Origin of the sequence: Nocardia sp. No.11 (genome assembly GCF_038752175.1) — a bacterium.
Taxonomy (GTDB): Bacteria; Actinomycetota; Actinomycetes; order Mycobacteriales; family Mycobacteriaceae; genus Nocardia; species Nocardia canadensis.
In genome coordinates, this window is the sequence record NZ_JBCGFB010000093.1 from 1 (window position 1) to 24167 (window position 24167).

The 24167-nt window shown below is 69.8% G+C and carries 22 protein-coding genes; 16 read left to right on the plus strand and 6 right to left on the minus strand.

Annotation, left to right across the window (positions count from 1 at the left end):
• From V8688_RS23330 to V8688_RS23340, 3 genes are all read left to right on the plus strand, one after another.
• A partial coding sequence (locus V8688_RS23330) for an NAD-dependent epimerase/dehydratase family protein (protein WP_342801688.1) occupies positions 1-933 on the plus strand: 933 nt, incomplete at its 5' end.
• The gene (locus tag V8688_RS23335; protein WP_218718654.1) at positions 930-1682 is read left to right on the plus strand and encodes a glycosyltransferase family 2 protein; all 753 of its coding nucleotides are present in this window, start codon (positions 930-932) and stop codon (positions 1680-1682) included. The genes V8688_RS23330 and V8688_RS23335, both read left to right, overlap by 4 nt.
• Complete coding sequence (locus tag V8688_RS23340) at positions 1679-3196, plus strand: class I adenylate-forming enzyme family protein (protein WP_218718653.1); 1518 nt, start codon at positions 1679-1681, stop codon at positions 3194-3196. The genes V8688_RS23335 and V8688_RS23340 overlap by 4 nt, the downstream gene beginning before the upstream one ends.
• Positions 3197-3208: 12 nt before the next feature.
• On the opposite strand, the gene V8688_RS23345 is transcribed toward V8688_RS23340, so the two are convergent.
• Entirely contained in the window at positions 3209-4501 is a 1293-nt protein-coding gene (locus tag V8688_RS23345) for a condensation domain-containing protein (protein WP_342801689.1), read from the minus strand.
• Positions 4502-4761: 260 nt separating this feature from the next.
• Entirely contained in the window at positions 4762-6198 is a 1437-nt protein-coding gene (locus V8688_RS23350; protein WP_342801690.1) for an amidase family protein, read from the minus strand.
• A gap of 148 nt (positions 6199-6346) precedes the next feature.
• On the opposite strand from V8688_RS23350, the gene V8688_RS23355 reads away from it, so the two are divergent.
• Genes V8688_RS23355 through V8688_RS23365 form a run of 3 tightly spaced genes read left to right on the plus strand, consistent with a single transcriptional unit; the run spans position 6347 to position 8945 of the window.
• Positions 6347-6973: an urea carboxylase-associated family protein gene (locus V8688_RS23355; RefSeq protein WP_218718650.1), complete on the plus strand. Its 627-nt coding sequence runs from the start codon at positions 6347-6349 to the stop codon at positions 6971-6973.
• Positions 6970-8085 (plus strand): NADH:flavin oxidoreductase, encoded by a 1116-nt coding sequence (locus V8688_RS23360; RefSeq protein WP_218718649.1) that lies wholly within the window; start codon positions 6970-6972, stop codon positions 8083-8085. The genes V8688_RS23355 and V8688_RS23360 overlap by 4 nt, the downstream gene beginning before the upstream one ends.
• A complete protein-coding gene (locus V8688_RS23365; protein ID WP_218718648.1) occupies positions 8082-8945 on the plus strand; it encodes a polysaccharide deacetylase in 864 nt (287 codons plus the stop codon). Before V8688_RS23360 ends, V8688_RS23365 begins: the two co-directional genes overlap by 4 nt.
• Here the strand turns inward: V8688_RS23365 and V8688_RS23370 are convergent.
• Positions 8933-10486: a PucR family transcriptional regulator ligand-binding domain-containing protein gene (locus V8688_RS23370; RefSeq protein ID WP_342801691.1), complete on the minus strand. Its 1554-nt coding sequence runs from the start codon at positions 10484-10486 to the stop codon at positions 8933-8935. The two genes, V8688_RS23365 and V8688_RS23370, sit on opposite strands and share 13 nt — an antisense overlap.
• Positions 10487-10563: 77 nt before the next feature.
• Between V8688_RS23370 and V8688_RS23375 the strand changes: the two genes are divergently transcribed.
• The 4 genes from V8688_RS23375 to V8688_RS23390 all read left to right on the plus strand — a co-directional run bounded on the left by V8688_RS23375 (position 10564) and on the right by V8688_RS23390 (position 12734).
• The gene (locus V8688_RS23375; RefSeq protein WP_218718646.1) at positions 10564-10842 is read left to right on the plus strand and encodes a hypothetical protein; all 279 of its coding nucleotides are present in this window, start codon (positions 10564-10566) and stop codon (positions 10840-10842) included.
• Positions 10839-11162 (plus strand): hypothetical protein, encoded by a 324-nt coding sequence (locus V8688_RS23380; RefSeq protein ID WP_218718645.1) that lies wholly within the window; start codon positions 10839-10841, stop codon positions 11160-11162. The genes V8688_RS23375 and V8688_RS23380 overlap by 4 nt, the downstream gene beginning before the upstream one ends.
• 60 nt (positions 11163-11222) lie before the next feature.
• Complete coding sequence (locus V8688_RS23385; RefSeq protein ID WP_218718644.1) at positions 11223-11897, plus strand: pentapeptide repeat-containing protein; 675 nt, start codon at positions 11223-11225, stop codon at positions 11895-11897.
• 78 nt (positions 11898-11975) lie between these two features.
• A complete protein-coding gene (locus tag V8688_RS23390) occupies positions 11976-12734 on the plus strand; it encodes a peptidase inhibitor family I36 protein (protein WP_316575891.1) in 759 nt (252 codons plus the stop codon).
• A 116-nt stretch (positions 12735-12850) separates the two neighbouring features.
• On the opposite strand, the gene secA is transcribed toward V8688_RS23390, so the two are convergent.
• On the minus strand, positions 12851-15646 hold the full coding sequence (secA, locus tag V8688_RS23395; protein ID WP_342801692.1) for a preprotein translocase subunit SecA: 2796 nt from the start codon (positions 15644-15646) through the stop codon (positions 12851-12853).
• Between the two features lie 247 nt (positions 15647-15893).
• On the opposite strand from secA, the gene V8688_RS23400 reads away from it, so the two are divergent.
• The 6 genes from V8688_RS23400 to bluB all read left to right on the plus strand — a co-directional run bounded on the left by V8688_RS23400 (position 15894) and on the right by bluB (position 22792).
• Positions 15894-17303: a wax ester/triacylglycerol synthase family O-acyltransferase gene (locus tag V8688_RS23400; RefSeq protein WP_342801693.1), complete on the plus strand. Its 1410-nt coding sequence runs from the start codon at positions 15894-15896 to the stop codon at positions 17301-17303.
• Between the two features lie 40 nt (positions 17304-17343).
• Positions 17344-17865: a hypothetical protein gene (locus V8688_RS23405; protein WP_342801696.1), complete on the plus strand. Its 522-nt coding sequence runs from the start codon at positions 17344-17346 to the stop codon at positions 17863-17865.
• Between the two features lie 124 nt (positions 17866-17989).
• Positions 17990-19120, plus strand: a complete 1131-nt coding sequence (locus V8688_RS23410) for a ferredoxin reductase (RefSeq protein ID WP_218718640.1) — start codon at positions 17990-17992, stop codon at positions 19118-19120.
• 190 nt (positions 19121-19310) lie between these two features.
• A complete protein-coding gene (locus tag V8688_RS23415; protein ID WP_218718639.1) occupies positions 19311-20711 on the plus strand; it encodes a fatty acid desaturase in 1401 nt (466 codons plus the stop codon).
• A gap of 99 nt (positions 20712-20810) precedes the next feature.
• On the plus strand, positions 20811-22133 hold the full coding sequence (locus V8688_RS23420; RefSeq protein ID WP_342801694.1) for a fatty acid desaturase: 1323 nt from the start codon (positions 20811-20813) through the stop codon (positions 22131-22133).
• Between the two features lie 23 nt (positions 22134-22156).
• Complete coding sequence (gene bluB, locus V8688_RS23425; RefSeq protein ID WP_316575893.1) at positions 22157-22792, plus strand: 5,6-dimethylbenzimidazole synthase; 636 nt, start codon at positions 22157-22159, stop codon at positions 22790-22792.
• A gap of 55 nt (positions 22793-22847) precedes the next feature.
• Here the strand turns inward: bluB and raiA are convergent, their stop codons facing one another.
• Complete coding sequence (gene raiA, locus V8688_RS23430; protein ID WP_308248490.1) at positions 22848-23522, minus strand: ribosome-associated translation inhibitor RaiA; 675 nt, start codon at positions 23520-23522, stop codon at positions 22848-22850.
• A gap of 207 nt (positions 23523-23729) precedes the next feature.
• Positions 23730-24167: ComF family protein (locus V8688_RS23435; protein ID WP_342801695.1), on the minus strand; the 438-nt coding region annotated here is incomplete at its 5' end.

The window sequence follows — 24167 nt, forward strand, 5'->3', positions numbered from 1 at the left end:
ATGGTCCGCGACCCCGCCACGGCCCCGGCGGGCGCCGAGGTGGCGGTGGCCGATCTCGCCGACACGGCGGCGCTGGCCCGCGCGGTCTCCGGGGTGACGGCCGTCGTGCACGCCGCGGCGCTGCTCGGTGAGTTCGGGCGGCCCGCGGAGTTCTTCGCGGTCAATGTCGCCGGGACCGATCGGCTGATGCAGGAGGCCGCCGCGGCCGGAGTCGAGCGCTTCGTGTTCATCGGCAGTCCCAGCGCGCTGATGGCGCCCGACGGCGGTGATCAGCTGGGGATCGACGAGTCGGTGCCGTACCCGGCGCGATTCCTCAACAGCTACTGCGAGACCAAGGCGGTCGCCGAACAGCTGGTGCTGGCGGCCGATACGCCGACCTTCACGACGTGCTCGCTGCGGCCACGCGCCGTCTGGGGGCCCGGGGATCGACACGGGCCGATCGTGCAGATCCTGGCGAAATTGCGGGCGGGACGCCTGCCCGACCTGTCCGGCGGCCGCGAGGTGCGCGCGTCGCTGTGCTACATCGATCATCTGGTGCAGGCGGTGGAGCTGGCGCTCGCGGCCGAGAAGGTCGGCGGGCGCGCCTATTTCGTCGCCGATGCCGAGCCGGTGGCGGTGTGGCCGACGATGGCCGCGGTGGCGCGGCGGTTCGGGTTGTCCGCGCCGAGCGTGGTCGTGCCCGCGCCGGTACTCGGCGGGGCGCTGGCGGCGATCGAGACGGTGTGGCGGATTCCGGCGGTCGCGCGGCGGTGGACTCCCCCGCTGTCGCGCTACGCGGTCGCGCTGGTCACCCGGTCGGCGACCTATGATCTCTCGCGCGCCGAGGGCGAACTCGGCTACCGACCGACCGTGCCGTTCGCGGAGGGGCTGGATCGCTTCCACGACTGGGTCACCGAGATCGGTGGTCTCGACCGGTTGGTGGCGCGGCGGTGAGCGGGCTGTGGGTCGTGATCCCCGCCTTCGACGAAGCGCGCGGGATCGACGCGACGCTGACCGCCGTTGCCGCGCAACGTGATACCGACTTCCGCGTGGTCGTGGTCGACAACAATTCGGCCGACGGCACCGCCGACATCGTGCGGGCGTTCGCGGCCGCGCATCCGGTTCCCGCGATCGAAGTGATCAGCGAAGCACAGAAGGGCACCGGCGCCGCCGCCGACACCGGAATGCGGTACGCGATCGCGCGGGGCGCGACCCGGCTCGCCCGGACCGACGCCGATTGCCTGCCCGCGCCCGACTGGACCCAGCGGATCAACGCCGGGTTCGACGCGGGGCTGCGACTGATCAGCGGGCAGCTGATTCCCCGGACCGACGAAGGGGTGTCGTGGCGGGACCGCACGATCATCCGGGTCGCACTCGAGGTGGCCTCGGCCTTCGGGAAGGTGCGCTCGGGCAATCGCGACCCGAAGTATCTGGGCCCGTACGTGATGACGCCCGGCTGCAATATGGCGATCACAGCCGAGTTGTACACGGCCGCAGGCGGATTCCCGCGAACCGCCATCGAGGACCTGCACGAGGACCGGGCGCTGGTCAATGCCGTGCGCACGATCACCACCGACTACGGATTGCGCCGTGACGTGCGGGTGTACGGCTCGAACCGGCGGGTACGCGCGTGGGGCATCCGCAAGACACTGGCCTGGTACGCCGACCACCGCTACCGGCCCGACATCGTCGATATCCGATGACCGCCGATTTCCTCGCTCACCTGGCGATGCAGGCCGATCGCATTCCCGACGCCTCGGCCCTCGGCACGGTCGGTCAGCGCGCGCTGACCTATCGCGAGCTCGTCGACAGCGTCGATCGGGTCGCGGCCAATCTGGGCGCGACCGGGTTCGCGCCCGGCGACCGGATGCTGTTCTCGATCCGCCCGAGCGTGGCCTCGGTGACCTTGATCTTCGGCGTGATCGCCGCGGGCGGCACCATCGTGTTCGTCGACCCGGGCATCGGGCCCGAGCTGTTCGCCCAGCGGGTGGCCCTGGTCGAACCGACCTGGGCGGCCACAGAATCGCTGCTGTACGCGGTGAGCGGCCCGCTCGCCGGCTTCGGGCGTCGGCGGGGGCTGAGCCTGCCGCGCTTCGGTGCGCTGGACGTGCGGCACATCCACAGCGGCGCGTGGCTGCCCGGCGTGCCCGCAGGCTCGATTCCCCTGCGCCGCTTCACCGGTAAGGCGGCCGGGCCCGCCGCGGCGCCCGCCGATCCCGAGGCGGCCGCGCTGATCGTGTTCACCTCCGGGACCACCGATGACCCGAAAGCCGTTGTACACACCCGTGCTTCGCTCGGCGCCGGGCTGGCGGCGATGGGCGGGCGGACGAGTCTGGCCCCCGGCGCGTTCCTGCACACCGAGCAGCTGATGATGGGGCTGCCCGCGCTGATGGCGGGCGCGCGCTGGGCGATGCCGCCGTATCCACGCTTCGGCACCCACATCGACCCGGTGCGGTTCACCCACCAGCTGCGCAGCGCCACCCACGCCTTCTACACCCCCGCCGACCTGGCCGTCGCGCTCGACGCGCTCGAGGCGGGCGAGATCACCGCACCGACGAACCTGCGCCAGGTCGCCCTCGGTGGGGCACCCGTCACCTCGGCGCTGCTGCGGCGGGCGCGGAAATCCTTGCCCAGCACCGAGTTCCTCGCCATCTACGGGATGACGGAGATCTTGCCGGTCGCCGTCACCAACGACGTCGCCAAGCTCGCCCACGAGGGCGATCTGCTCGGCGCCCCCGTCCCCGGCGTGCGGGCGCGCATCGCCGCGGACGGTGAACTCGTCCTGGCAGGCCCGAATCTGTGCCGCGGCTATCTCGGCGACGAGCCGCTCACCGAGGTCGCCACCGGCGACCTGGCGCGCTGGGACGGCGAGCAGCTCGTGCTCACCGGCCGCAAGAAGGACATGATGATCCGCGGCAAGACCAATATCTACCCGGGCTTGTACGAGCCGGTGATCACCGCGATCGCCGGGGTCCGCGAGGCGATCATGGTCGGCCTGCCCGACGAGATCGGTGATGAACGTATCGTCCTCGCCGTGGTCGCCGACCCGGACGCGGGCGACATCGCGGCGCTGCTGCGCACCCGCCTGCCCCAGATCATCGACACCACGGCCGTTCCGGACGACATCGTGATCGTCGACAAGATCCCGGTCAGCGGCCGCACGAACAAACCCGACCGCGCCGCCCTCCGCGACCGGCTGCGCGCCCACCTCGGCTAGCTCCGCCGGGTGTCAGCGGGTGACGGCGGCGAGGGTGTGGTCGGCGAGGGATTCGATGGTGGAGCGCGCGAGCATCGTGTCGACGTAGCAGAAGGTGATCGACATGGTGGTGTGTAGGGTCGCCACGGCGACGGTGAGGGCGCTGGCGCAGGAGTTGGTGCCCGCGACGGTGAGGGCCGTGATGGGCAGGGGCTCGGGGGTTTCGGGGGTGGTGAGGTGACCGAGGTTGCTCAGGGTGACGTTCCATGGCGCGCGACGGTCGACGAGTTCGACTGCGCGCCTGCCTGATTCGAGCGAGCGCGGGCACCCGTAGCGAATCGCGGCCAGCGCGGTGAGGTCGGCATGGCGGTCCAGGCGCTGAGCCAGGTGAGCTTTGGCGGTGCGGGCCGCGTCCCAGAGGGAGCTTTCCGGGCCGAAGGGGATGAAGGTGGGGACCACGGCGGTGAACATGCCCGGTTCGTCGTCGGCGGGCGGCGGACGCAGGCGCGACCGCACGTCGACCGGGATGCCGATGGCGGCGATGCCGGAGCCACGGGGGCGATTCAGCTCGCCCAGCGCTTGGGCCAGCGCGGCGGTCAGCGCGGCGTTGACGGTGACGTCCGCGCGATGACAGCGGGTGCGCAGCGCGGCCAGCTCGTCGCCCTCGAGGGTGCGCAGCACGGTGCGGGTGCGCCGGGCGGGCAGCGGCGGCGGGGTGCCGGGCAGGCCGACGGTGCGCCGCAGAGTCGCGGTGAGCTGGCCGGAGAGGTTCGTGCGCAGGCACCGCAGCAGGCCGGTGTGCGCGGGTGGGATCAGGTCGTCGGCGGCCGGGATCGGGGGCCGGACGATCTCGGACGCGGGCGCGCCGAAGGCGACGGCGAGGATGCGGGAGCCGAGCGAGGCCATCGAACGGCCGTCGACGAGGACATGCGAGAAGACCAGGATCAGGTCGTGCAGCTCGTCGGACGTACCCGGGCGCCAGGCCAGATCGATGAGCCTGCCGGGCGCGGTCGCGAGATCGACCGGGGTGGCGAGCTGCTCGTCGAAGACGGTGCGCCACTCGTCCGGATCGCCGACGATGCGATGCAGCACCGGCAGATGTGGGTCGGCGGCGGGCACGAACCGGGGCCCGTCCGCGACGACCACCCGCAGCAACGGGAATTCGGCGACCACCGCCGCCGCGGCGTCCTCCAGGCGATACCCGCCGATCGGGCCGCGCACCCGCAGCCGGACCACGCAATTGGCCGGGGACAGCTGATCGACCAGCCAGAACCAGCGCTCCGACGGTGACAGCGGGCGATCGATCTCGCCGTCGCGCACCCTCACGCCCGCCCTCCTCCACTCACCCGGACCCACCCGCGGCCCGTCCACACGCATCCGTTCGAGAGTACGGCCGCGACCGCACCCCGGCGCGAATCCCACGGTTCCCGGTGCGCCGGACCGGCGCCGACCCCCTGCACAGGCAAGCCGCCGACCCGCGGTCCCCACTGCGCCACCGAGGATTCGGTCGCTGGTGATCCCGAGGCAGGTGCGCGACTCGTTCGACCGCTGGTGATCCCAGCGCAAGTGCGCGACTCGTTCGGCCGCTAGTGATCCTGGTGCCGGTGCATGACTCGTTCGGTCCACAGGGCGTCCGCCAGCAGCGCGCCGTCGGCGCCGCCGTGTCTGGAGAGCAGGACGGAGTGTCCCGGGTGGCGGGACGGGGTGGGCAGGCTGATGCCGCAGCTGCCGAGGTAGCTCAGCAGCATCGTGGTGCGCAGGATCGTCGCGTTGGCGGTGTCGTAGGCATCCGGGTCGGCGAGCAGGTCGGTGATCGGCGGTGGCAGGCGGCGGATCGTCGGGCAGAGGAGAGTCGCGGCGCCGAGTTCGGCGGCGAAGTCGGCGCGCAGGCCGGGCAGCGCGGCGTACACCGGGGCGATGGTGGTCGCCGTGTGGGCGTTGGCTTCCAGACGGCGGCGGGTGGCCGGTTCGATCGGCATCGTCGAGCGCAGCCGGTGGCCGTGCAGGCGGTGGGCCTCGGCGCCGACGATCGTGCCGTGGTCGTCCAGCAGTCGCTGTGCGGTCACGAGGGACGCGAGCGCGCGGACCTCGACGGCCGCTCCCGCGGCCCGCAGGTGCGCGACGGTGCGGGCGAAGTTCTCGGCGATCGGGGCCGCGAGGTCGTCGGTCCATTCGCCGGTCGGGACGACGAACCGGGGCGGCAGCGGGCGCGCGGCGTCGAATCCCGCTGTCGTTCTGAGGGATTCGTTCCCATGACCGGCGATACGCTCCCGGCCCGTTGTCCGGCCCTCGAACCCCTGGCCGACGGGCGCCGACCCGAGTGACGGCGTGGAACCTGATGGAAGCAATAGGCCGTCGAGGGCGGCGATGTCGGTGACGGTGGTGGCGAAGAGACCGACGCTGTCGAGAGTCGGCGACAGAGGCGCGAAGTCGTGCGGCCCGTATCGCCCTGGGCTGGCGCGGAATCCGAGGACTCCGCAGAGGGCGGCGGGGATGCGCACGGAGCCCGAGGTGTCGGTGCCGACCGCCAGCGGGACCAGGCCACGGGCGACGGCGACGGCCGACCCCGACGAGGATCCGCCGGGGATCAGATCGGGGGCCACGGGGTTGGTGGGGGTGCCGAAGCGGGTGTTGACGCCGAGGCCGGAGAAGGCGAACTCGCTGAGGGTGGTCTTGCCGAGGGTGACCAGGCCCCGATCGTGGGCCCGGCGCACGAGCAGGCTGTCGACGGCGGCGGGTTCGTCGTACTGGTGGCTGGCCGAACCGCACGTCGTGACCGTGCCCTGGAGATCGAACAGGTCCTTCCACACGATCGGCACACCGTCGAGGACACTGCGCCGGAGGCCCCGTGCCGCCCGGCGATCGCCGACCGCGGCCTGAAGACGGGCGCGTTCAGCGGTGACGGTCACCAGCGTCGTGGCCGAATCAGGCTGCCGCGCAACGTCTATCGCCGAGGAGACGACCGCCGAAGAGGTCGTGTCGCCGGTCGCGATGGCATGTGCCGTGGCGAGGGCAGTGATCATGGGCACTTCCTGTGCGTAGACCGAACGGACCATCGCACGCTATCGCGCCCCCAAGCCCTCGTGACATAGTGAAACATCCACCTCGAACACAAGAGAGTGTCGACATCTCCATGGCGCTCGGGTCCCGCGCACCGGTTGACTGAACGGCATGACAACGTTGAGCCACCCGGAGCCGGTCCTCGTGCCCGCCAGGCAGGCCAGGTCGGTGCTCCTGCGCCCCGGAGATCGCCTGCGGATCACCGATGTCGCCGGCGGGCAGGTCGGTGACGTCTTCGCCTACCACGCCGACGACCTCGCCGAACACCACAGCGCCGCGCACACCCGCACCCACACCAGCCGCCTGTTCCCGGCGCTGGGCGAGGCATTCGTGACCAACCGGCGCCGCCCGATCCTCACCTACCTCGCCGACACCTCCCCCGGCATTCACGACATGCTGATCGCCGCCTGCGACCCGCAACGCTATGCGGCCTACGGGGATCCGGACCACGCCAGCTGTGCGCAGAACCTGACCGACGCGCTGGCCGAACGCGGGTATCCGGCGCCGTCCCATATCCCGCAGCCCATCAACGTGTTCATGCGCATCCCCGTCGGCGCCGACGGCGAGCTGTCGTGGCTGACCGCCGCGACGCGGCCCGGCGACGCCATCACCTTGCGCGCCGAGCTGCCGTGTCTCGTCGTCGTCTCGTCCTGCCCGCAGGACCACAACGTCATCAACGGGGCGGGCCCGAGCCCGCTGTCGCTGACCGTCCTGACCACCGAGGAGAAGAACCGATGACCACCACCGACCTCGCCCACCCCGCCCTCGCCCCGTTCGATCTCGGACCCCTGCGGCTGCGCAACCGCTTCACCGTCGCCCCGATGACCCGGATCTCGGCCCAGCCCGACGGCACCCCGACCGCGCAGATGGCCGGGTACTACCGCGAATTCGCCGCAGGCGGCTTCGGCCTGATCACCACCGAGGGCATCTACCCCGACGCCGCGCACAGCCAGGGCTACTTCGGCCAGCCCGGTCTGGTCACCGAGGGCCATGTCGCCGGGTGGCGGACGGTGGTGGACGCGGTGCACGCCGAGGGCGTGCCGATCGTCGCCCAGCTGATGCACGCGGGCGCCATCTCCCAGGGCAACTCCTACGGCGTCGGGACGATCGGTCCGTCGGCCGTGGCGCCGCCGGGACGGATGATGGCCGACTACGGCGGCGTCGGCGGCGCGTGGAGCGCGCCCGCGGAGATGACCGCCCGGGATATCGACGAGGTGATCGCCGGATTCGCCGCCGCGGCCACCCGGGCCAGGGCCGCCGGGTTCGACGGCGTCGAGATCCACGGCGCCAACGGCTACCTGCTCGACCAGTTCCTCACCGACTACACCAATCTGCGCACCGACGAGTACGGCGGCCCGGTGGCGAACCGGATCCGGCTGCACGTGCGCGTGCTGGACGCGGTGCGCGAGGCCGTCGGCGACCTGCCGGTGGGAATGCGGCTGTCGCAGACTAAGGTCAACGACTTCGCCTACCGCTGGCCCGGCGGCGCGGACGACGCGCGTGTGATCTTCGACGCGCTGGCCGACGCGAGCTACCTGCACATCGCCAGCGAGGGCCGCGACTTCCTGGAGACCGCGCGGCTGGCGGGCGGCTCGACGATCACCCAGCTCGCCCGCGAGGTGACCGGTAAGCCGGTCGTCGCCAACGGCGGCATGCACGCGCTGCCCCAGGCGGCCGACGTCCTCACCGGCGGGCACGCGGATCTGCTCTCGCTCGGCACCGGCGCGCTGGCCAACCCCGACCTGCCCCGCCGGGTCGAGACCGGGGCTCCGCTCGCCGCGTTCGACCGTGAGATGCTGCACCCCATGGCGAACCTGGACACTGCCGCGGCCTGGCGCGCACGCCGATGACCTCCTGGACCCGTGGCGCGGCCGCCGTGGCGACCCTGACCTTCGACGTCGACGCCGAGACGCCGATCCTCGCCGAGGGCGGGCGCTACGCCGAGCACCCGATGGTGATGTCGCACCAGTCCTACGGGCCCGATGTCGGCGTGCCACGAATCCTCGACCTGCTCGACGAGTTGGCCGTGCCCGCGACGTTCTTCGTGCCCGGCTGGGTCGCGGAGCAGCGTCCGGGGCTGGCCGCCGCGATCGTCGATCGCGGGCACGAGGTCGCCCACCACTCCTACAGTCACCGAGCGCCCACCTCGCTGCCCCCGGGCGCCGAGCGCGCGGATTTCGTTCGGGCATTGGAGGTTTTCGCGGCACAGGGCATCGACATCGCCGGGCACCGGGCGGCGATGTGGAGCGCCAGCCGCGAAACCCTCGGGCTGGTCGCCGAATACGGGCTGGCCTACGACTCCTCGCTGATGGGTGACGACCGGCCGTATCTGGTGCCGGGCGCGCACGCGCCGGTGGTGGAACTGCCGGTGCACTGGTCGCTCGACGACTGGGAGCAGTACGCGTACCTGCCGCAACCGCGGATCGGGTCGGTCATCGAGGAGCCGGCCAAGGTCGAGCGCATGTGGCGGGCCGAACTCGATGGGATGCGCCACTACCGGTGCCTGTTCAACGTCTGCATGCACCCGTTCCTCACCGGCCGCCCTGGCCGGATGCTGGCGCTGCGCAGCCTGATCCGCTACGCCCAGGAGTGCGGGGACGTGACGTTCGCGCGCTGCCGGGACGTGGCGGCCTGGGCCCGCGCCGACACCGCGACACCGCAGCGGCCACTGCCCACCTACGACCTGGATCCGGCGATCTATCCCGGCTGAGCGCCCGCCGCGAGCGCGAGGAACAGGTCGACGGTGTCGGCGAGCCGGTGGACATCGCGGCCGGTGAGCTCGGTGATCCTGGCCATCCGGTTGCGCAGGGTGTTGACGTGCACATGCAACGCCGTCGCCGTCACCCCCCACTGCCCGTCGTTGGCGAGGAAGACGCGCAGGGTGTGCTCGAGTTCGGTGTGGGCGCGGGCGTCGTGCGCACGCAGGGCGCCGAGGACCTGGTCGGTGAATCGCTCCAGGACCCGGGCGTCGAGCAGGCCCAGCAGCATCCGGTGGGTGGCGATATCGGCGAAGGTCGCGGTGTCGGGGCCGGGCTGCGCGCGCAACGCCTGGCAGACCTCCCGCGCCCGGACCAGCGGCTCGCGCAGGCTCGCCGCGGCGGCGGCGAGGTCACCGACGCCGATGACGATGCGGGGCGCCGCCGTACGGCGGGCGATGTCGCCGGAGAGCTCGGCGGCGAAGCGGGCCAGCTCCTCGGCGGTGCCCGGCCACGGGCTCACCGCCACCACGTCGCGGCTGCCCGCGGCGGTGAACACCGGGATGCCGTGCGCGGCGAACAGGGTGCCCACCGCGTCGGCGATGTCGTCGAGGGACACGTCCGCGCCCGCGAGCGCGAGGACCGCGAGCGGCTCGTCCGACGGCACGCCGTAGGCCCGCAACCGACGGCTCACGTCGTCGTCGCGGCCGGGTCCGGACAGGATCATCTCGAGCACCTCGGCGGCGAAGCGGGCCTCGATGGCCTGCACCGCCTGCTGTTTGGTGACCTCGAGACTCAGGAACCTGGCCGCCTGCTCGAGGGCCTCCCGGTCGGCGGCGGTCAGCGTCGCCGCCGGCTCGAGGCAGTAGAGCCCGGCGTCGATCTCCCCCATCGCGCCCTTGACGAGGTACAGCGCCGTCGGTCCCGACCCGAGCAGGTTCACCTCCAGCGGCGGTGGCGTGCGATTGAGCGCGGCGGCGGCCACCCTGATCTGCTCGGCGGTCGGCTCACAGCCGATGGCGGCCAGGCAGCGGCCCCGCCGATCGACCACCAGCAGCGGCAATTCCGTCTCGCCCCGCAGGATTTCGAGGACGCCCGCCGCACCGCTGCCACGCGAGAGCGCGGTGGCCAGCGCGTCGCCCCGACGCACCGTCGCGGTCAGCTCGGCTTGCAGTACCTCGTTCTGGATCCGGGCGGCGGCCCGGGTGAGGGCGGCGAACGGGACCCCGATACACAACTCGACCAGGGGCAGCTCGCGCTCGCGGCACAGGTCGACGAGTTCGGCGGGCAGCACCGGGGTCTGCGCGGTCAGCCCGAAGACCAGGCCGGCCGCACCCGCCTGGGTCAGCGCCTCGACGAACCCCGCCGCCGCGACGTGCGGCCGCCACAGCCCGTTGGTCAGCACCAGCTCGCCGGGACGCACATAGCGCGACGGGTCGGGCAGCTCGGTGGTGTGCAGCCAGCGGATCTCGGCGGCCAGGCGATCGGTGAGTTCCGGCGTCACGATCCGCAGGCCGAGCGCGGGATCGGCGACCAGTCTGCTGATGGTCAACACCCAGCGAATCTACCCACCGATCCGGTCGGGATGCTCAGTGCTTTCACAGGTAGTTACTACGTGCGTATTATGGACTTATGGGTTTCGAGTGGCCTGATTGGGCGATCGCTCACCTGATCGGCGTCGAACCCAGCGAGGTTCGGCAGGTCCTCGCAGCGTCACGACGGTGGCCACGCCCGGCCTTCGACGGCCAGGTGTCCGTTCTGACGGTGTGGGGGCGCACCACGGCCGGACGTCCGCTGATCGTGGTCACACGACAGCGCGACGACTGGACGTGGGTGATCATCGGCGCACGCGCGATGCGCGCCGAGGAGCTGGCGCAATTCGAGCAGTGGGAAAGTAGGGACCGCTCATGAGCGATCAGGATTATCCATCGAGCAAGGAAGAGCTCGCCGACTTCATGGATCGGCTGAGTTTCTCCGATGCGGCCGCCGAAGCGCCACCCCGCCTGCCCGCCAACGAGGACATCATGGTGACCACCTCCATCCGGTTGCCGCTGGGCCTGCACTCCCGGTTGAAGGACCTGGCCGACGAACGTCGGGTCGGCGTGTCCACGCTGCTGCGGGAATGGGCGGAGGCCGCCGTCGCCGAGATCGACGACGAGGATCAGCTGATCTCACTCGCCGAGGCCAAACGGGCGCTGTCGCGGGTCCATCCCATCCACCGCGCCAGCTGATTCGTGTTCGTGACCCGACCGTTCCCGCGTGAGAACCGCAGGGTGTAAATACTTCTCATGATGTTCTGGCGGCGTCGGCCGAAAGCCGATCTGCACACGGTGCCCAGGTGGCCCAACGACCCCGACGCGAGGAAGGTCCTCGCCCACTATCTCGCCCAGCTCCCCGCCGACCCGACGGTGCCACGCACGACCGAGATGCTGTTCAACGGCTGGGGACTCGACCTCACCGGCAGCGATCTGTCGGGACTCGATCTGGGTGGCGCCGAGCTCGGCGAAGCCCGGCTGGCCGGTGCCCGGCTGATCGACACCGACCTCTACGGCGCCTGGATGCTCGCCACCGATCTGTCCGGGGCCGATCTCACCGGCGCCGACCTCGGGACCGCGCAGGCCCGCGACTGCGTCTTGCGCACGGCCCGGCTCGTCGGCGCGCGCCTGATGAAAGCCGATTTCGCGGCCTCCGATTTCCGCGGCGCCGATCTGACCGGCGCCGACCTGCGCCGGGCCTGCTTCGGCGACAGCGACTTCCGCGGCGCGAGTCTGCGGGACTGCCGGCTCGATCGCGCGAACTTCGACGGCGCGCGGCTGGCCGGCTGCGATCTGACCGGCGCCAGCGGGGCGGTCGACGGCGCGATCGACATCGGTTACGAGTCACCGCGGCTGGTGCGCGGCGAGGAACTCGCGGCGTGGTTCGCCCGCAACGGCGCCACCGCGGTCGGGGTAGCCGTGTGCGGATGAGGTAGCCACGCCCGAGCGCGGGGCAGGTGACCACGAATTTCCTTGCACGAGTGGGTAATACACGCGCATTCTGACGCTGTGCAGAAGCTGGTCGCGGTGGTTCTCGCGTTCGTCGTCGGATTCGGGATCGTCGGCTGCAAGGCGGACGAAGGAGCCGACACGGCGAAAGAAGTCGTGTGCGAGATGGTGGTGCCGGTCGTCGAGGTCGTCGCGACGAAGCTGAAGGCCGGAATGACGGTGACGGCCGCGCTCGTCGTCGCGGCCACCGGCATCGCGCTCTCCCAGGCCTGCACGTACCTGCTCGACCGGCTCGGCGAGGCACCCGACGAGGAGATCCCGGTGATCCTGGACAACGGAAAGGGCACCGAGACAACGAAAGTCAGCGCGAACACCTTCACCAGCGTCACCCAGAACTGGTGCGACAAGACCGGCGGCTGCACCGGCTACGACCGCTGCCCCACCGGCTACCTGTGCCTGTTCACCGGCAGCGAGGGCACCGGCAAGATGTCGCTGTTCAAGATCGGCTCCCCCGACCTCGCCGGCCAGCACATCGAGAGCGCCGCCCGCTCGGTCTACAACCGCACCGGAAAGACCGCCACCCTCTTCGCCGCCCGCGACAACACGGGCGAGTCCTATACCGTCGCGAAATCCGCCCAGGGCGACCTCCCGGGCGACTGGCAGGCCAGGGCCCGCTCCCTCACCGTCGGCCCCCTCCCGACCGCCTCCGTCAGCCGGACAAGCCCCACCACCCCCACCGGCCCGAGCACCCCGAAGTCCTCCGCGACCACCCCCTCGAGCACGCGGAGCACCTCTGGATCGTCGACCCCCACGAGCTGAATTCCGCGGCGTCGCCGACGAACCGGGGTGCGGCCGGTCGGATTTCAGCTGCTTCAACGAAGACCGAGGCCCCCGCGGGTGCGGGGGCCTCGGTGGGTCTAGCTATCGAGAGTGCGTCAGCGACGGCGCTTACCCTTGGTTTCAGCGCGGGCGGCCTCCCGGCGTTCGCGGCGGGTGCCGGGCTGCTGGCCGCCGTATTCCTGCGCGTCGGAATGGGATTCGGCGCGGCCGTCCTCGGCGGGACCCGAGTAGTTCAGGCCGCGGGGGGCCTGATCGGAGATGCCCTTGGCGCGCAGGGCGGGCGGGGCCTGGGTCTCGACGGGGGTGTCCTGGGGGCGGGCGCCGACCGGGGAGCGCAGGCCGGTGCCGACGGACACGCCTTCGGGCTGGGGCTGCTGGACCTCGACCTGGAGGTTGAACAGGAAGCCGACCGACTCCTCCTTCAGACCCTCGAGCATCGCGGCGAACATGTCGAAGCCCTCGCGCTGGTACTCGACCAGCGGGTCGCGCTGGGCCATCGCGCGCAGGCCGATGCCCTCCTTGAGGTAGTCCATCTCGTAGAGGTGCTCACGCCACTTGCGGTCCAGGACCGAGAGCAGGACCTGACGTTCCAGGTTGCGCATCGCGCCCTCGCCGGCCAGGCCGTCGATCTCCTGCTCGCGCTTCTCGTAGGCGGTGTGCGCGTCGTCGAGCAGGGCCTCGCGGAGTTCGTCGCGGGTGAGCTCGCCTGCGTCGCCGGTGTGGGTCTCGCCCACCAGCTCCTTCTGGTCCAGGCTCACCGGGTACAGCGTCTTGAGCGCGGTCCACAGCTTGTCCAGGTCCCAGTCCTCGACGTAGCCCTCGGCGGTGGCGCCGTCGACATAGGCCGCGACGACATCGGTGATCATGTTCTGGACCTGACCCTCCATGTCCTCGCCACGCAGGATCCGGTTGCGCTCGCCGTAGATGACGGTGCGCTGCTGGTTCATCACCTCGTCGTACTTCAAGACGTTCTTGCGGATCTCGAAGTTCTGCTGCTCGACCTGGGTCTGGGCGCTCTTGATGGCCTTGGAGACCATCTTCGCCTCGATCGGCACGTCGTCGGGCAGGTTCAGGCGGGTCATGATCGCCTCGAGCGCGGCACCGTTGAAGCGACGCATCAGCTCGTCACCCAGCGACAGGTAGAAGCGGGACTCGCCCGGGTCGCCCTGGCGACCGGAACGACCGCGCAGCTGGTTGTCGATACGGCGCGACTCGTGCCGCTCGGTGCCGAGCACGTACAGACCACCGGCCTCGCGCACCTTCTCCGCGTCGTCCTCGGTCTGCTTCTTGACCTGCTCGAGGGCGGAGTGCCAGGCGGCCTCGTACTCGTCGGGGGTGTTGACCGGGTCCAGGCCCTGCTTGCGCAGCAGGATGTCGGCGATGATGTCGGCGTTGCCACCAAGCACGATATCGGTACCACGACCGGCCATGTTGGTGGCGACGGTGACCGCGCCGGGCCGACCGGCCTCGGCGATGATCTGGGCTTCCTGCTCGTGGAACTTCGCGTTCAGCACCGAGTGGGCGACGCCGCGCTTGGTGAACTGCTTGGACAGGTACTCCGAGCGCTCGACGCTGGTGGTACCGATCAGGACCGGCTGGCCCTTCTCGTGCCGCTCCACCACGTCGTCGACGACCGCGGCGAACTTGGCCTCTTCCGACTTGTAGATCAGGTCGGCCTGGTCCTTGCGGACCATCGGCTTGTTCGTCGGGATCGGGACCACGCCGAGGTTGTAGATCGAGTGCAGCTCGGCGGCCTCGGTCTCGGCGGTACCGGTCATACCGGACAGCTTGTTGTAGAGGCGGAAGTAGTTCTGCAGGGTGATCGTGGCCAGCGTCTGGTTCTCCGGCTGGATCTCGACCTTCTCCTTGGCCTCGATCGCCTGGTGCATGCCCTCGTTGTAGCGGCGGCCGACCAGGATGCGGCCGGTGAACTCGTCGACGATGATGACCTCGCCGTCGCGGACGATGTAGTCCTTGTCGCGGGTGTAGAGCTCCTTGGCCTTGATGGCGTTGTTCAAGTAGCTCACCAGCGGCGAGTTCGCGGCCTCGTAGAGGTTGTCGATACCGAGCTGGTCCTCGACGAACTCCACGCCCGCCTCGTGCACACCGATGGTGCGCTTCTTGATGTCCACCTCGTAGTGGACGTCCTTCTTCAGCAGCGGCGCGATGCGCGCGAACTCGGCGTACCACTTGGACGAGGCGTCGGCCGGGCCCGAGATGATCAGCGGGGTACGGGCCTCGTCGATGAGGATGGAGTCGACCTCGTCGACCACGGCGAAGTTGTGCCCGCGCTGGACGAGATCGTCCAGCGAGTGGGTCATGTTGTCGCGCAGGTAGTCGAAGCCGAACTCGTTGTTGGTGCCGTAGGTGACGTCGGCGTGGTAGGCCACCCGGCGCTCGGCCGGGGTCATGCCGCCGAGGATCACGCCGACCTCGAGGCCGAGGAAGCGGTGCACACGGCCCATCCACTCGGCATCACGCTTGGCCAGGTAGTCGTTGACGGTGACGACGTGCACGCCTTCGCCGGAGAGCGCGTTCAGGTACGCGGGGAGCACACAGGTCAGGGTCTTGCCCTCACCGGTCTTCATCTCCGAGATGTTGCCCAGGTGCAGCGAGGCGCCGCCCATGATCTGCACCTTGTAGTGCTTCTGGTTCAGCACCCGCCAGGACGCCTCCCGAGCCACCGCGAACGCCTCGAGCAGCAGGTCGTCGAGGGTCTCACCGTCGGCGAAGCGCTGCTTGAACTCGCCGGTCTTGGCGCGCAGCTCGTCGTCGGTCAGCTGCTCGATCTCCTCGCCGTACGCGATGACCTCGTCGGCGAGGTTCGACAGGCGCTTGACCATGCGACCTTCACCAATCCGTAGCAACCTCGTCAGTGTCAGCGCAGGCACGGGTCTCGTCAGTCCTCTGGTCGGAGTGTGTTCGGCTAGTGAGCCACGGTGTTATGGGCCATGGTAGTCCGCAGACCACCGTACCCGGCCGGGAGTACCCGTGCCCGGTGTACCGGGCGATGGCATCGGCCCAGGTCACGCGCGCCGATGAGGCTCCTTGCCCGGCACCGCGATTCACCTACGGTGACGTAGGATGAGGCACGTGCCCGATCTGCGCGGTGCGGCACCGGAAGGAGTAGCGGAGCGCGTGATCACGAGACTGACGCCGCAGGATGCGTCGTTCTACCGACTCGAGTCGAGCAGCAACCCGATCCACATCGGCTCTCTCGCGATCCTCCAGAACACCGAAACCGGCTTCACCGGCCAGGTCCTCGACTACGACGGCCTCATCGACCTGGTCGAATCCCGGCTGCCGCTGGTGCCGCGCTACCGCCGCAAGGTGCGCGAGATCCCGCTCGCCCTGGGCAGGCCGGTGTGGGTGGAGGACAGCCGCTTCGACATCAGCTACCACATCCGCCGCTCCGCGCTGCCCGGTCCGGGCAGCGACGAACAGCTCTACGACCTGGTCGCCCGGCTCGCCTCGCGCCCGCTCGATCAGGGCAGGCCGCTGTGGGAGATGTATCTCATCGAGGGGCTGGCCGACGGGCGCAGCGCGGTGTTCACCAAATCGCACTCCGCGCTCGTCGACGGCGACACCGCCCTCGAGATCGGGCACGTGATCCTCGACAACAGCCCGCTGCCGCGCGAACTGGCCGACGACGCGTGGCGGGCCCCGCGCGAACCCACCGACGTGGAGCTGCTGGCGGGCGCGCTGTCCCAGCTGGCCGCGCAGCCGCGCGAGGCCTACGAGGTCGCCCGCGACGCCGGGTCGAACGCGTTCGGGCTGGTCCGGGGCACGCGCATGGCGGTCAAGGCGGCGACGAACGCGGTCCGCGCGGCGACCTCCGGGGTCGCCGACAGCCCGCTCAACGCCCGTACCTCGCGCAGCAGGCGGTTCGACGTGGTGCGCACCGACCTCGAGGACTACCGGACCATCCGGCGCCACTTCGACTGCTCGATCAACGACACGGTGCTCGCCGTGGTCACCGGCGCGCTGCGCAACTGGCTGCTCTCACGCAACGAGGCCCTGGTCGAATCGGACAACCTGCGGGCCGTGGTGCCGATGTCGGTCTACGTCGACGGCGGCGACCAGCTGACCCCGGCCAGCGAGGTCTCCTCGTTCCTGATCGATCTGCCGGTCGGCGAGCCGAATCCGGTGATGCGCCTGTCCCACATCTCGCACGCCACCGAAGCCGCAGGTCGGCAGCGTCGTGGCGTGCGGGCTCGCACGCTGGTGCACCTGGCCGGGTTCGCCCCGGCGAGCCTGCACGCGATGAGCGTGCGCGCGGCGAGTACCTTCGCCGACAACACGTTCAACCTGGTGATCACCAACGCGCCGGGACCACAGACCGCGATGTACATCGGCGGGGCGCGCATGCTGGAGATGTATCCGGTATCGCCGCTGCTGCGCAATCAGACGTTGAGTTTCGGGCTCACCTCGTACGACGGTCAGGTCTTCTACGGACTCAACGCCGACCGCGACGCCATGGCCGACATCGACGTCCTGGCGGCGTCGGTGCACGAATCGATGGAGGAGTTGCTCGGTGCCTGTATCTGACAACGGCAAGCTGCGCGTCTACATCCCGGCGACGATCCCGATGCTGCGCAGGCTCGTCGACGAGCGGGAGGTGTTCCCGCTCGGCGCGACCGCGTTCGCGGTGACACCCGCGCTGCGCGAGGCCTACGCCGCAGGCGACGACGACGAACTGGCCGAGGTCGCGATGCAGGAGGCGGCCAGGGCGTCGATGCGGCTGCTCGCGGCCGAACGCGACGGCCTCGACGACGCGGCCGACGACGCCACCGCCGAGGGCGAGGCGGCCGACCCCGGCAGCCCGATCTACCGGCGGGCGGTGATCGCCGCCGACGTCACCGGCGCGAAGCTGCGGCCCGATCTGGACGACGCGGTGGTGAAGCTGGCCGGGCCGATCACCTACGACCAGGTGGCGTCGGTGCACGTCGACCTGGCCGAGGCCGAGCCGCAGGTCGCCAAGGCCGTCGACGTCATCGACGCCGCGGATCTGGGCGATACCGACGCCGAGTTCGTCCTCGGTGACGCCGAGGACCACCAGCTCGCCTGGTACGCCACCCAGGAACTACCGTTCCTGCTCGACCTGCTGTGACATCTCCCGAGATCAACGCCGTGATCACCGCTGCCACTGCCATCAAACCTACGATGCCGTAACCTGGCTGCGAGCGAGCTGCCCCACCGCGGCTCGACGGCAGGACAGGGAGACAACGGCAAGCATGGTCATGAACAAGTTCCGGGAATGGCTCGAAGCACCGGCCGCGCAGGTCGGCGACCGCGGCGGCAAGCTCAACGTGCTGCGTGGCGCGGTAGCCCGGGTGACCACTCCCCTGCTCCCCGACGACTACCTACATCTGGCCAACCCGCTGTGGTCGGCGCGGGAGCTGCGCGGGCGGATCGTCGAGGTACAGAAGGAGACCGCCGATTCGGCGACCCTGGTGATCAAGCCGGGCTGGGGTTTCGACTTCAAATACCAGCCGGGCCAGTACATCGGCATCGGCATCCTGATCGACGGCCGCTGGAACTGGCGGTCCTACTCGCTGACCTGTCCGCCGGACTGGACCGGCGAGGGCGGCAAGCGGCTGATCTCCATCGCGGTGAAGGCGATGCCGGAGGGCAAGCTGTCCAGCCACCTCGTCAACGGGGTGGCCGCGGGCACGATCGTGCGCCTGGCCGCGCCGCAGGGCGGATTCGTGCTGCCGGAGCCGCCGCCGGCGAAGGTGCTCTTCCTCACCGCGGGCAGCGGCATCACCCCGGTGATGTCGATGCTGCGGACGATGGATCGGCGCGACGGCGTCTCCGATGTGGTGCACGTGCACTCGGCGCCCACCGACGCCGATGTGATGTTCGGCGCCGAGTTGCGGGCGCTGCACGACAAGCACCCGAGCTTCGTCTCGCACCTGCAGCTGACCGACGCGCAGGGCCTGTTCTCGCTGGCGAGCCTGGACGAGCTCTACCCCGATTGGCGTGAGCGCGAGACCTGGGCCTGCGGCCCGGCCCCGATGCTCGACGCGATCGAACAGCATTGGAAGACAGCCGGAATCGCCGAGAAGCTGCACATCGAGCGCTTCGAGGTCGAGCGCTCGGCGATCGGCGAGGGCGGCACCGTGACCTTCGGCACCACCGGTCGCACCGTCTCCGCCGACGGCGCGACCAGCCTGCTCGAGGCGGGCGAGTCGGTAGGGGTCCAGCTGCCGTTCGGCTGCCGGATGGGCATCTGCCAGACCTGCGTGGTCACCCTGTCCGCCGGACACGCCCGCGACCTGCGCAACGGTGACGAACGTCAGCCGGGCGACAAGGTGCAGACCTGCATCTCCGCCGCCGCGGGTGACTGCACGCTCGACATCTGAGCACCCCACGCACTTCGGACACCAGGTACCCTCGGAGTAATGCGTCGGCCATATGAATGGCCGACAGCGGCTGGTCCCGGCTACCACGCGCCGACCGGCGCACGAGGGCCGAGAACGCGGCACAGCCAGCCGTTCTCGGCCCGTCTCCGTTCCGACCCGACCAGCCGCCACACCAACAGAGAGGACCCCGGTGGCCATCACCGATATCCAGGCCTTCGCCCACCTCACGTCGGCCGACATCGAGACCCTGGGGAAAGAACTCGATTCGATCCGCCGTTCGGTGGAGACCTCCCGCGGCGAACGCGACGCGAAGTACATCCGTCGCACCATCGCCGCCCAGCGCGCGCTGGAAGTGGCGGGACGCGCGGTGCTGTTCGGCAGCCGCAACCGCTGGGCCTGGCTCGGCGGCACGGCGCTGCTGTCGGTGGCCAAGATCATCGAGAACATGGAGCTCGGGCACAACGTCAGCCACGGGCAGTGGGACTGGATGAACGATCCGGAGATCCACTCCACCAGCTGGGAGTGGGACATGACCGGGACCTCGGCGCAGTGGCGCCGGGCGCACAACTACTCCCATCACACCTACACCAACGTGCTGGGCAAGGACGAGGATCTGGGCTTCGGCATCCTGCGGATGACCCGCGACGAGGCCTGGCACCCCAAGCATCTGGTGCAGCCCGCGGCGAATCTGTTGCTCGCGGCCACCTTCGAGTGGGGCATCGCGCTGCACGACCTCGGCATCGAGAAGGAGCTGGCCGGCGTTCCGACCAAACAGCTGCTCTCCGAACCGAACAAGGAGTTCGCCCGCAAGGCGGGCCGCCAGGTCGTCAAAGACTTCGTGCTCTACCCCGCGCTGACCGGTCCCGCCTGGAAGTCGACCCTGAAGGCGAATACGACCGCCAACCTGGTCCGCAACCTGTGGGCCTACGCGGTGATCTTCTGCGGCCACTTCCCCGACGGCGCCGAGAAGTTCACGATCGAGCAGCTCGACGGCGAGACCCAGGGCGAGTGGTACCTGCGCCAGATGCTGGGCAGCGCCAACTTCAAGGCCGGTCCGGTGATGGCGTTCATGAGCGGCAACCTCTGCTACCAGATCGAGCACCACCTGTTCCCCGACCTGCCGAGCAACCGGTACCCCGAGGTCGCGGTGCGCGTGCGCGAACTGTGCGACAAGTACGACCTGCCCTACACGACCGGCTCGCTGGGCAAGCAGTACCTGCTGGCGTTCCGGACCATCCACAAGCTGGCCCTGCCGGACCGCTTCCTGAAGCGGACCGCCGACGACGCGCCCGAGACGTCCTCGGAGCACAAGTTCGCCGGCATCTCGCTGCCGGACGCGCTGCGGGTCGATCCGGAGACGGGCAAGCGCTTCGGCCTGCGCTCGGCGCTGCACGACGCCAAGGTGTCGCTGGAGATCAAGGCCAGGCACGAGAAGGAAGTGCTGCGCGAAGCGAAAGCGACGCTGAAGGCGCGGGCGCGGCAGGAGAAGCTGGCATTGCGCGAGGCCAAGCGCGCCCTCGGCGAGCGGGCCAAGCACGAGCGCGGCGCGCTGCGCGACCGAGCGGCCAAGCGGATGGCGCGCCGGGGATGAGATAACATCTCCATCTCGATTTCGCAATAGGACGTTTCACACAATCCGGGCCCGAAATCGCCAACCTACGCTCTCGTAACCTACGGTAGTGTAACCGGCATGGCGATCTCGGATGTCAAGGAATACGCGCACCTCACCGCCGCGGATGTCGAAGCTCTCGGTGCTGAGTTCGACGCGATCCGCCGCGAAATCGAATCTTCACGGGGGGCCGCCGACGCGCGCTACATCCGCAATGTCATCCGCCTACAGCGGGCGCTGGAGATCAGCGGACGTACCGTGCTGTTCGCCAGCTTCCTGCCGCCGGCCTGGCTGGCCGGCGTCGCCCTGCTCGGCACTGCCAAGATCATCGAGAACATGGAGATCGGGCACAACGTCATGCACGGGCAGTGGGACTGGATGAACGATCCGGAAGTCCACTCCACCTCGTGGGAATGGGACAACGCGGGCCCGTCGGCGCACTGGAAGATCACCCACAACTTCCTGCACCACAAGTACACCAACGTCCTGGGCATGGACGACGACATCGGCTACGGCCTGCTGCGCGTCACCCGCGATCAGCGCTGGATGCCGTTCTACCTGGGCAACCCGGTCTACAACCTGCTGCTGCAGATGCTGTTCGAGTACGGCGTCGCCATCCAGCATCTGGAGCTGGGCAAGGTCGCCAAGAAGAAGTGGACCAAGGACTCGCCCGAGTGGCAGCAGTTCGACGCCGACCGCAAGCTGGTGCTCAAGAAGATCGGCAAGCAGGCGGCCAAGGACTACGTGATCTTCCCGCTGCTCACCGGTCCCTCGTTCTTCACCACCCTGACCGCCAACATGGCCGCCAACGTGGTGCGCAACGTGTGGACCAACGCGGTGATCTTCTGCGGCCACTTCCCCGACGGCGCGGAGAAGTTCACCAAGGCCGACATCGAGAACGAGACCCAGGGCGAGTGGTACCTGCGCCAGATGCTGGGCAGCGCCAACATCTCCGGCGGCAAGGTCATGCACTTCATGACCGGCAACCTCAGCCACCAGATCGAGCACCACCTGTTCCCCGACCTNATCTCCGGCGGCAAGGTCATGCACTTCATGACCGGCAACCTCAGCCACCAGATCGAGCACCACCTGTTCCCCGACCTGCCGAGCAACCGCTACGCCGCCATCGCCGTGCGGGTGCGCGAGCTGGCCGAGAAGTACGACCTGCCCTACACCACCGGGTCGCTGCCGGTGCAGTACTTCAAGTCGTGGCGCACGATCCTCAAGCTGTCGCTGCCCAACAAGTACCTGCGCCACACCACCGACGACGCCCCGGAGACCAAGTCCGAGAAGCTGTTCGGCGGCAATGCCGTCAGCACCGTCGACCCGGTGACCGGCCGTCGCCGTGGCCTGCGCACCGCGCTGGACGCCGGGCGCAAGCTGGCCCGCCGCTCGATGGCCTGACCGGCTGCGGTTGACTGGTCGGCGTGTGTGCCGACCAGTTGAGCGTCTACGACGCGATCCGCCTGCGCCGTGATGTGCGCGCCGAGTTCACCGGCGAGCTCGTCGACGACGACACCCTGTGGCGGATTCTGGACGCCGCCCACCGCGCGCCCAGCGTCGGCAACTCCCAACCGTGGGACTTCGTCGTGGTCCGCAAGCCCGACACTCTGCGCCGCTTCGCCGACCACGTCGCGGGCAAGCGGGTCGAGTTCCGGGACGCGCTGCCCGCCGATCGGGCCGAGACCTTCGAGCCGATCAAGATCGACGGGATCATCGAGAGCGGCACCGGCGTCGTGGTCACCCACGACGACCGGCGCGGCGGACCGCAGATCCTGGGCCGGGCGACGGTGCCGGAGACCGGCGTGTACTCGACGGTGCTGGCCATCCAGAACCTGTGGCTCGCGGCGACCGCGGAGCGGGTGGGCGTCGGCTGGGTGTCGTTCTACGATCCGGAGTTCCTGCGCGCGCTGGTCGACCTGCCCGCCGGGATCAAGCCGGTGGCCTGGCTGTGCGTCGGACCGGTGCGCGAATTCCAGCGGGTCCCCGACCTGGAACGATTCGGGTGGCGATCGGGTCGCTCGCTCACCGAAGCCGTGCACCACGAAACCTTCGGCGGCTGAACGCGATCCGGGCACCCGCTGCGACGGCGGATGCCCGGAGGGGTGTGTGTTGGTGTCAGGCCAGTCGGATCAGGCCGTAGTCGAAGGCGTGTCTGCGATAGACGACCGAGGGCCGGTCCGTCTCGCGATCATGGAACAGGAAGAAGTCGTGCCCGACCAGTTCCATCTGGTAGAGCGCATCGTCCACCGACATCGGTGTCGCGGTGTGCACCTTGGTGCGCACGATGTGGCCGGGACCGTCCTCGTGTTCGGGTTCCTCGGCATGGGCGTGCGCCGCGGCGCCGTTCGGCGCGGCGAACAGGGATTCGTCCACCAGCGTCGCGGTGGCCTGCGCGACCGAGACCGGCGTCTTGTCGCCGTAGTGCACGACGCGCCGCTTGTCCTTGGTCCGGCGCAGTCTGCTCTCGATCTTCTGGGTGGCCGACTCCAGCGCGGCGTAGAAGCTGTCTGCGCAGGCTTCCGCGCGCACGATCGGTCCACGGCCGCGCGCGGTGATCTCGACGCGCTGACAGGCCTTGCGTTGACGACGGTTGCGTTCGTGGAAAAGTTCCACATCGAAGAGGAATATCGACGGATCGAAGCGCTCTAGCCGAGCCAGCTTCTCCGCGACATAGATTCGATAGTGGTCGGGGACTTCGACATTCCGACCGGAGACCACCACTTCGGCGTGCGGGCTCTCGGTCGAGTCGGCGGCACTGTCAGCCAGTGCCGTGGGGTCAGCATCTCGCACTGATGCCCGTGAAGAAGTCGTCACGCGTACCTCCCGGATATGGCCGCACACGATGAAGCGAGTGCGGCGGGATTGAGCTGTGCCGATCGGGATTCGCTCGGCACCAGATGTCCGCGGCGCCACCTCCCAAACTTGTCGTTCGGTGTGTGTCCGCGACGCTAGTCCGCCACGGGCAAGTGCGCCACTGTTCACGCAAATTTCGCGGAGTCAAGCCGCGCAGGTCACCAAAACGGCGCACGGAAGTACGCCGATTCGACTAAGAACGCGTACCGATTCGGTGACAGTCGCCCCTGTCGTGAGGACGTCGTCGACCACGACTACCTCGGCATTCGCCGCGATGGCCGCCGCGTCGGCGAGCTGGGTCACGGTCATGATCTTGTCGCGCAGATTGTGGGCACGCTCGCGTGGCGTCAACCCCACCGAGTCGCGGACCCCGCGCCGCATCCGCAGCAGCGGCACACTCCGGCTATCGATCAGCCATCGCGCGGCCTGCGCCGCCGAGCGCGCCACCGGGTCACCACCGCGGCGGCGCGCGGCCGCCGATCGAGTCGGCGCGGGCACGAGCACCAGCGGGCGATCAGGGGCCCGTAGCCGGTCCAGAGCCAGCGCCAGCGCCAGCCCGAGTGGTGCGGCCAGGTCGCGCCT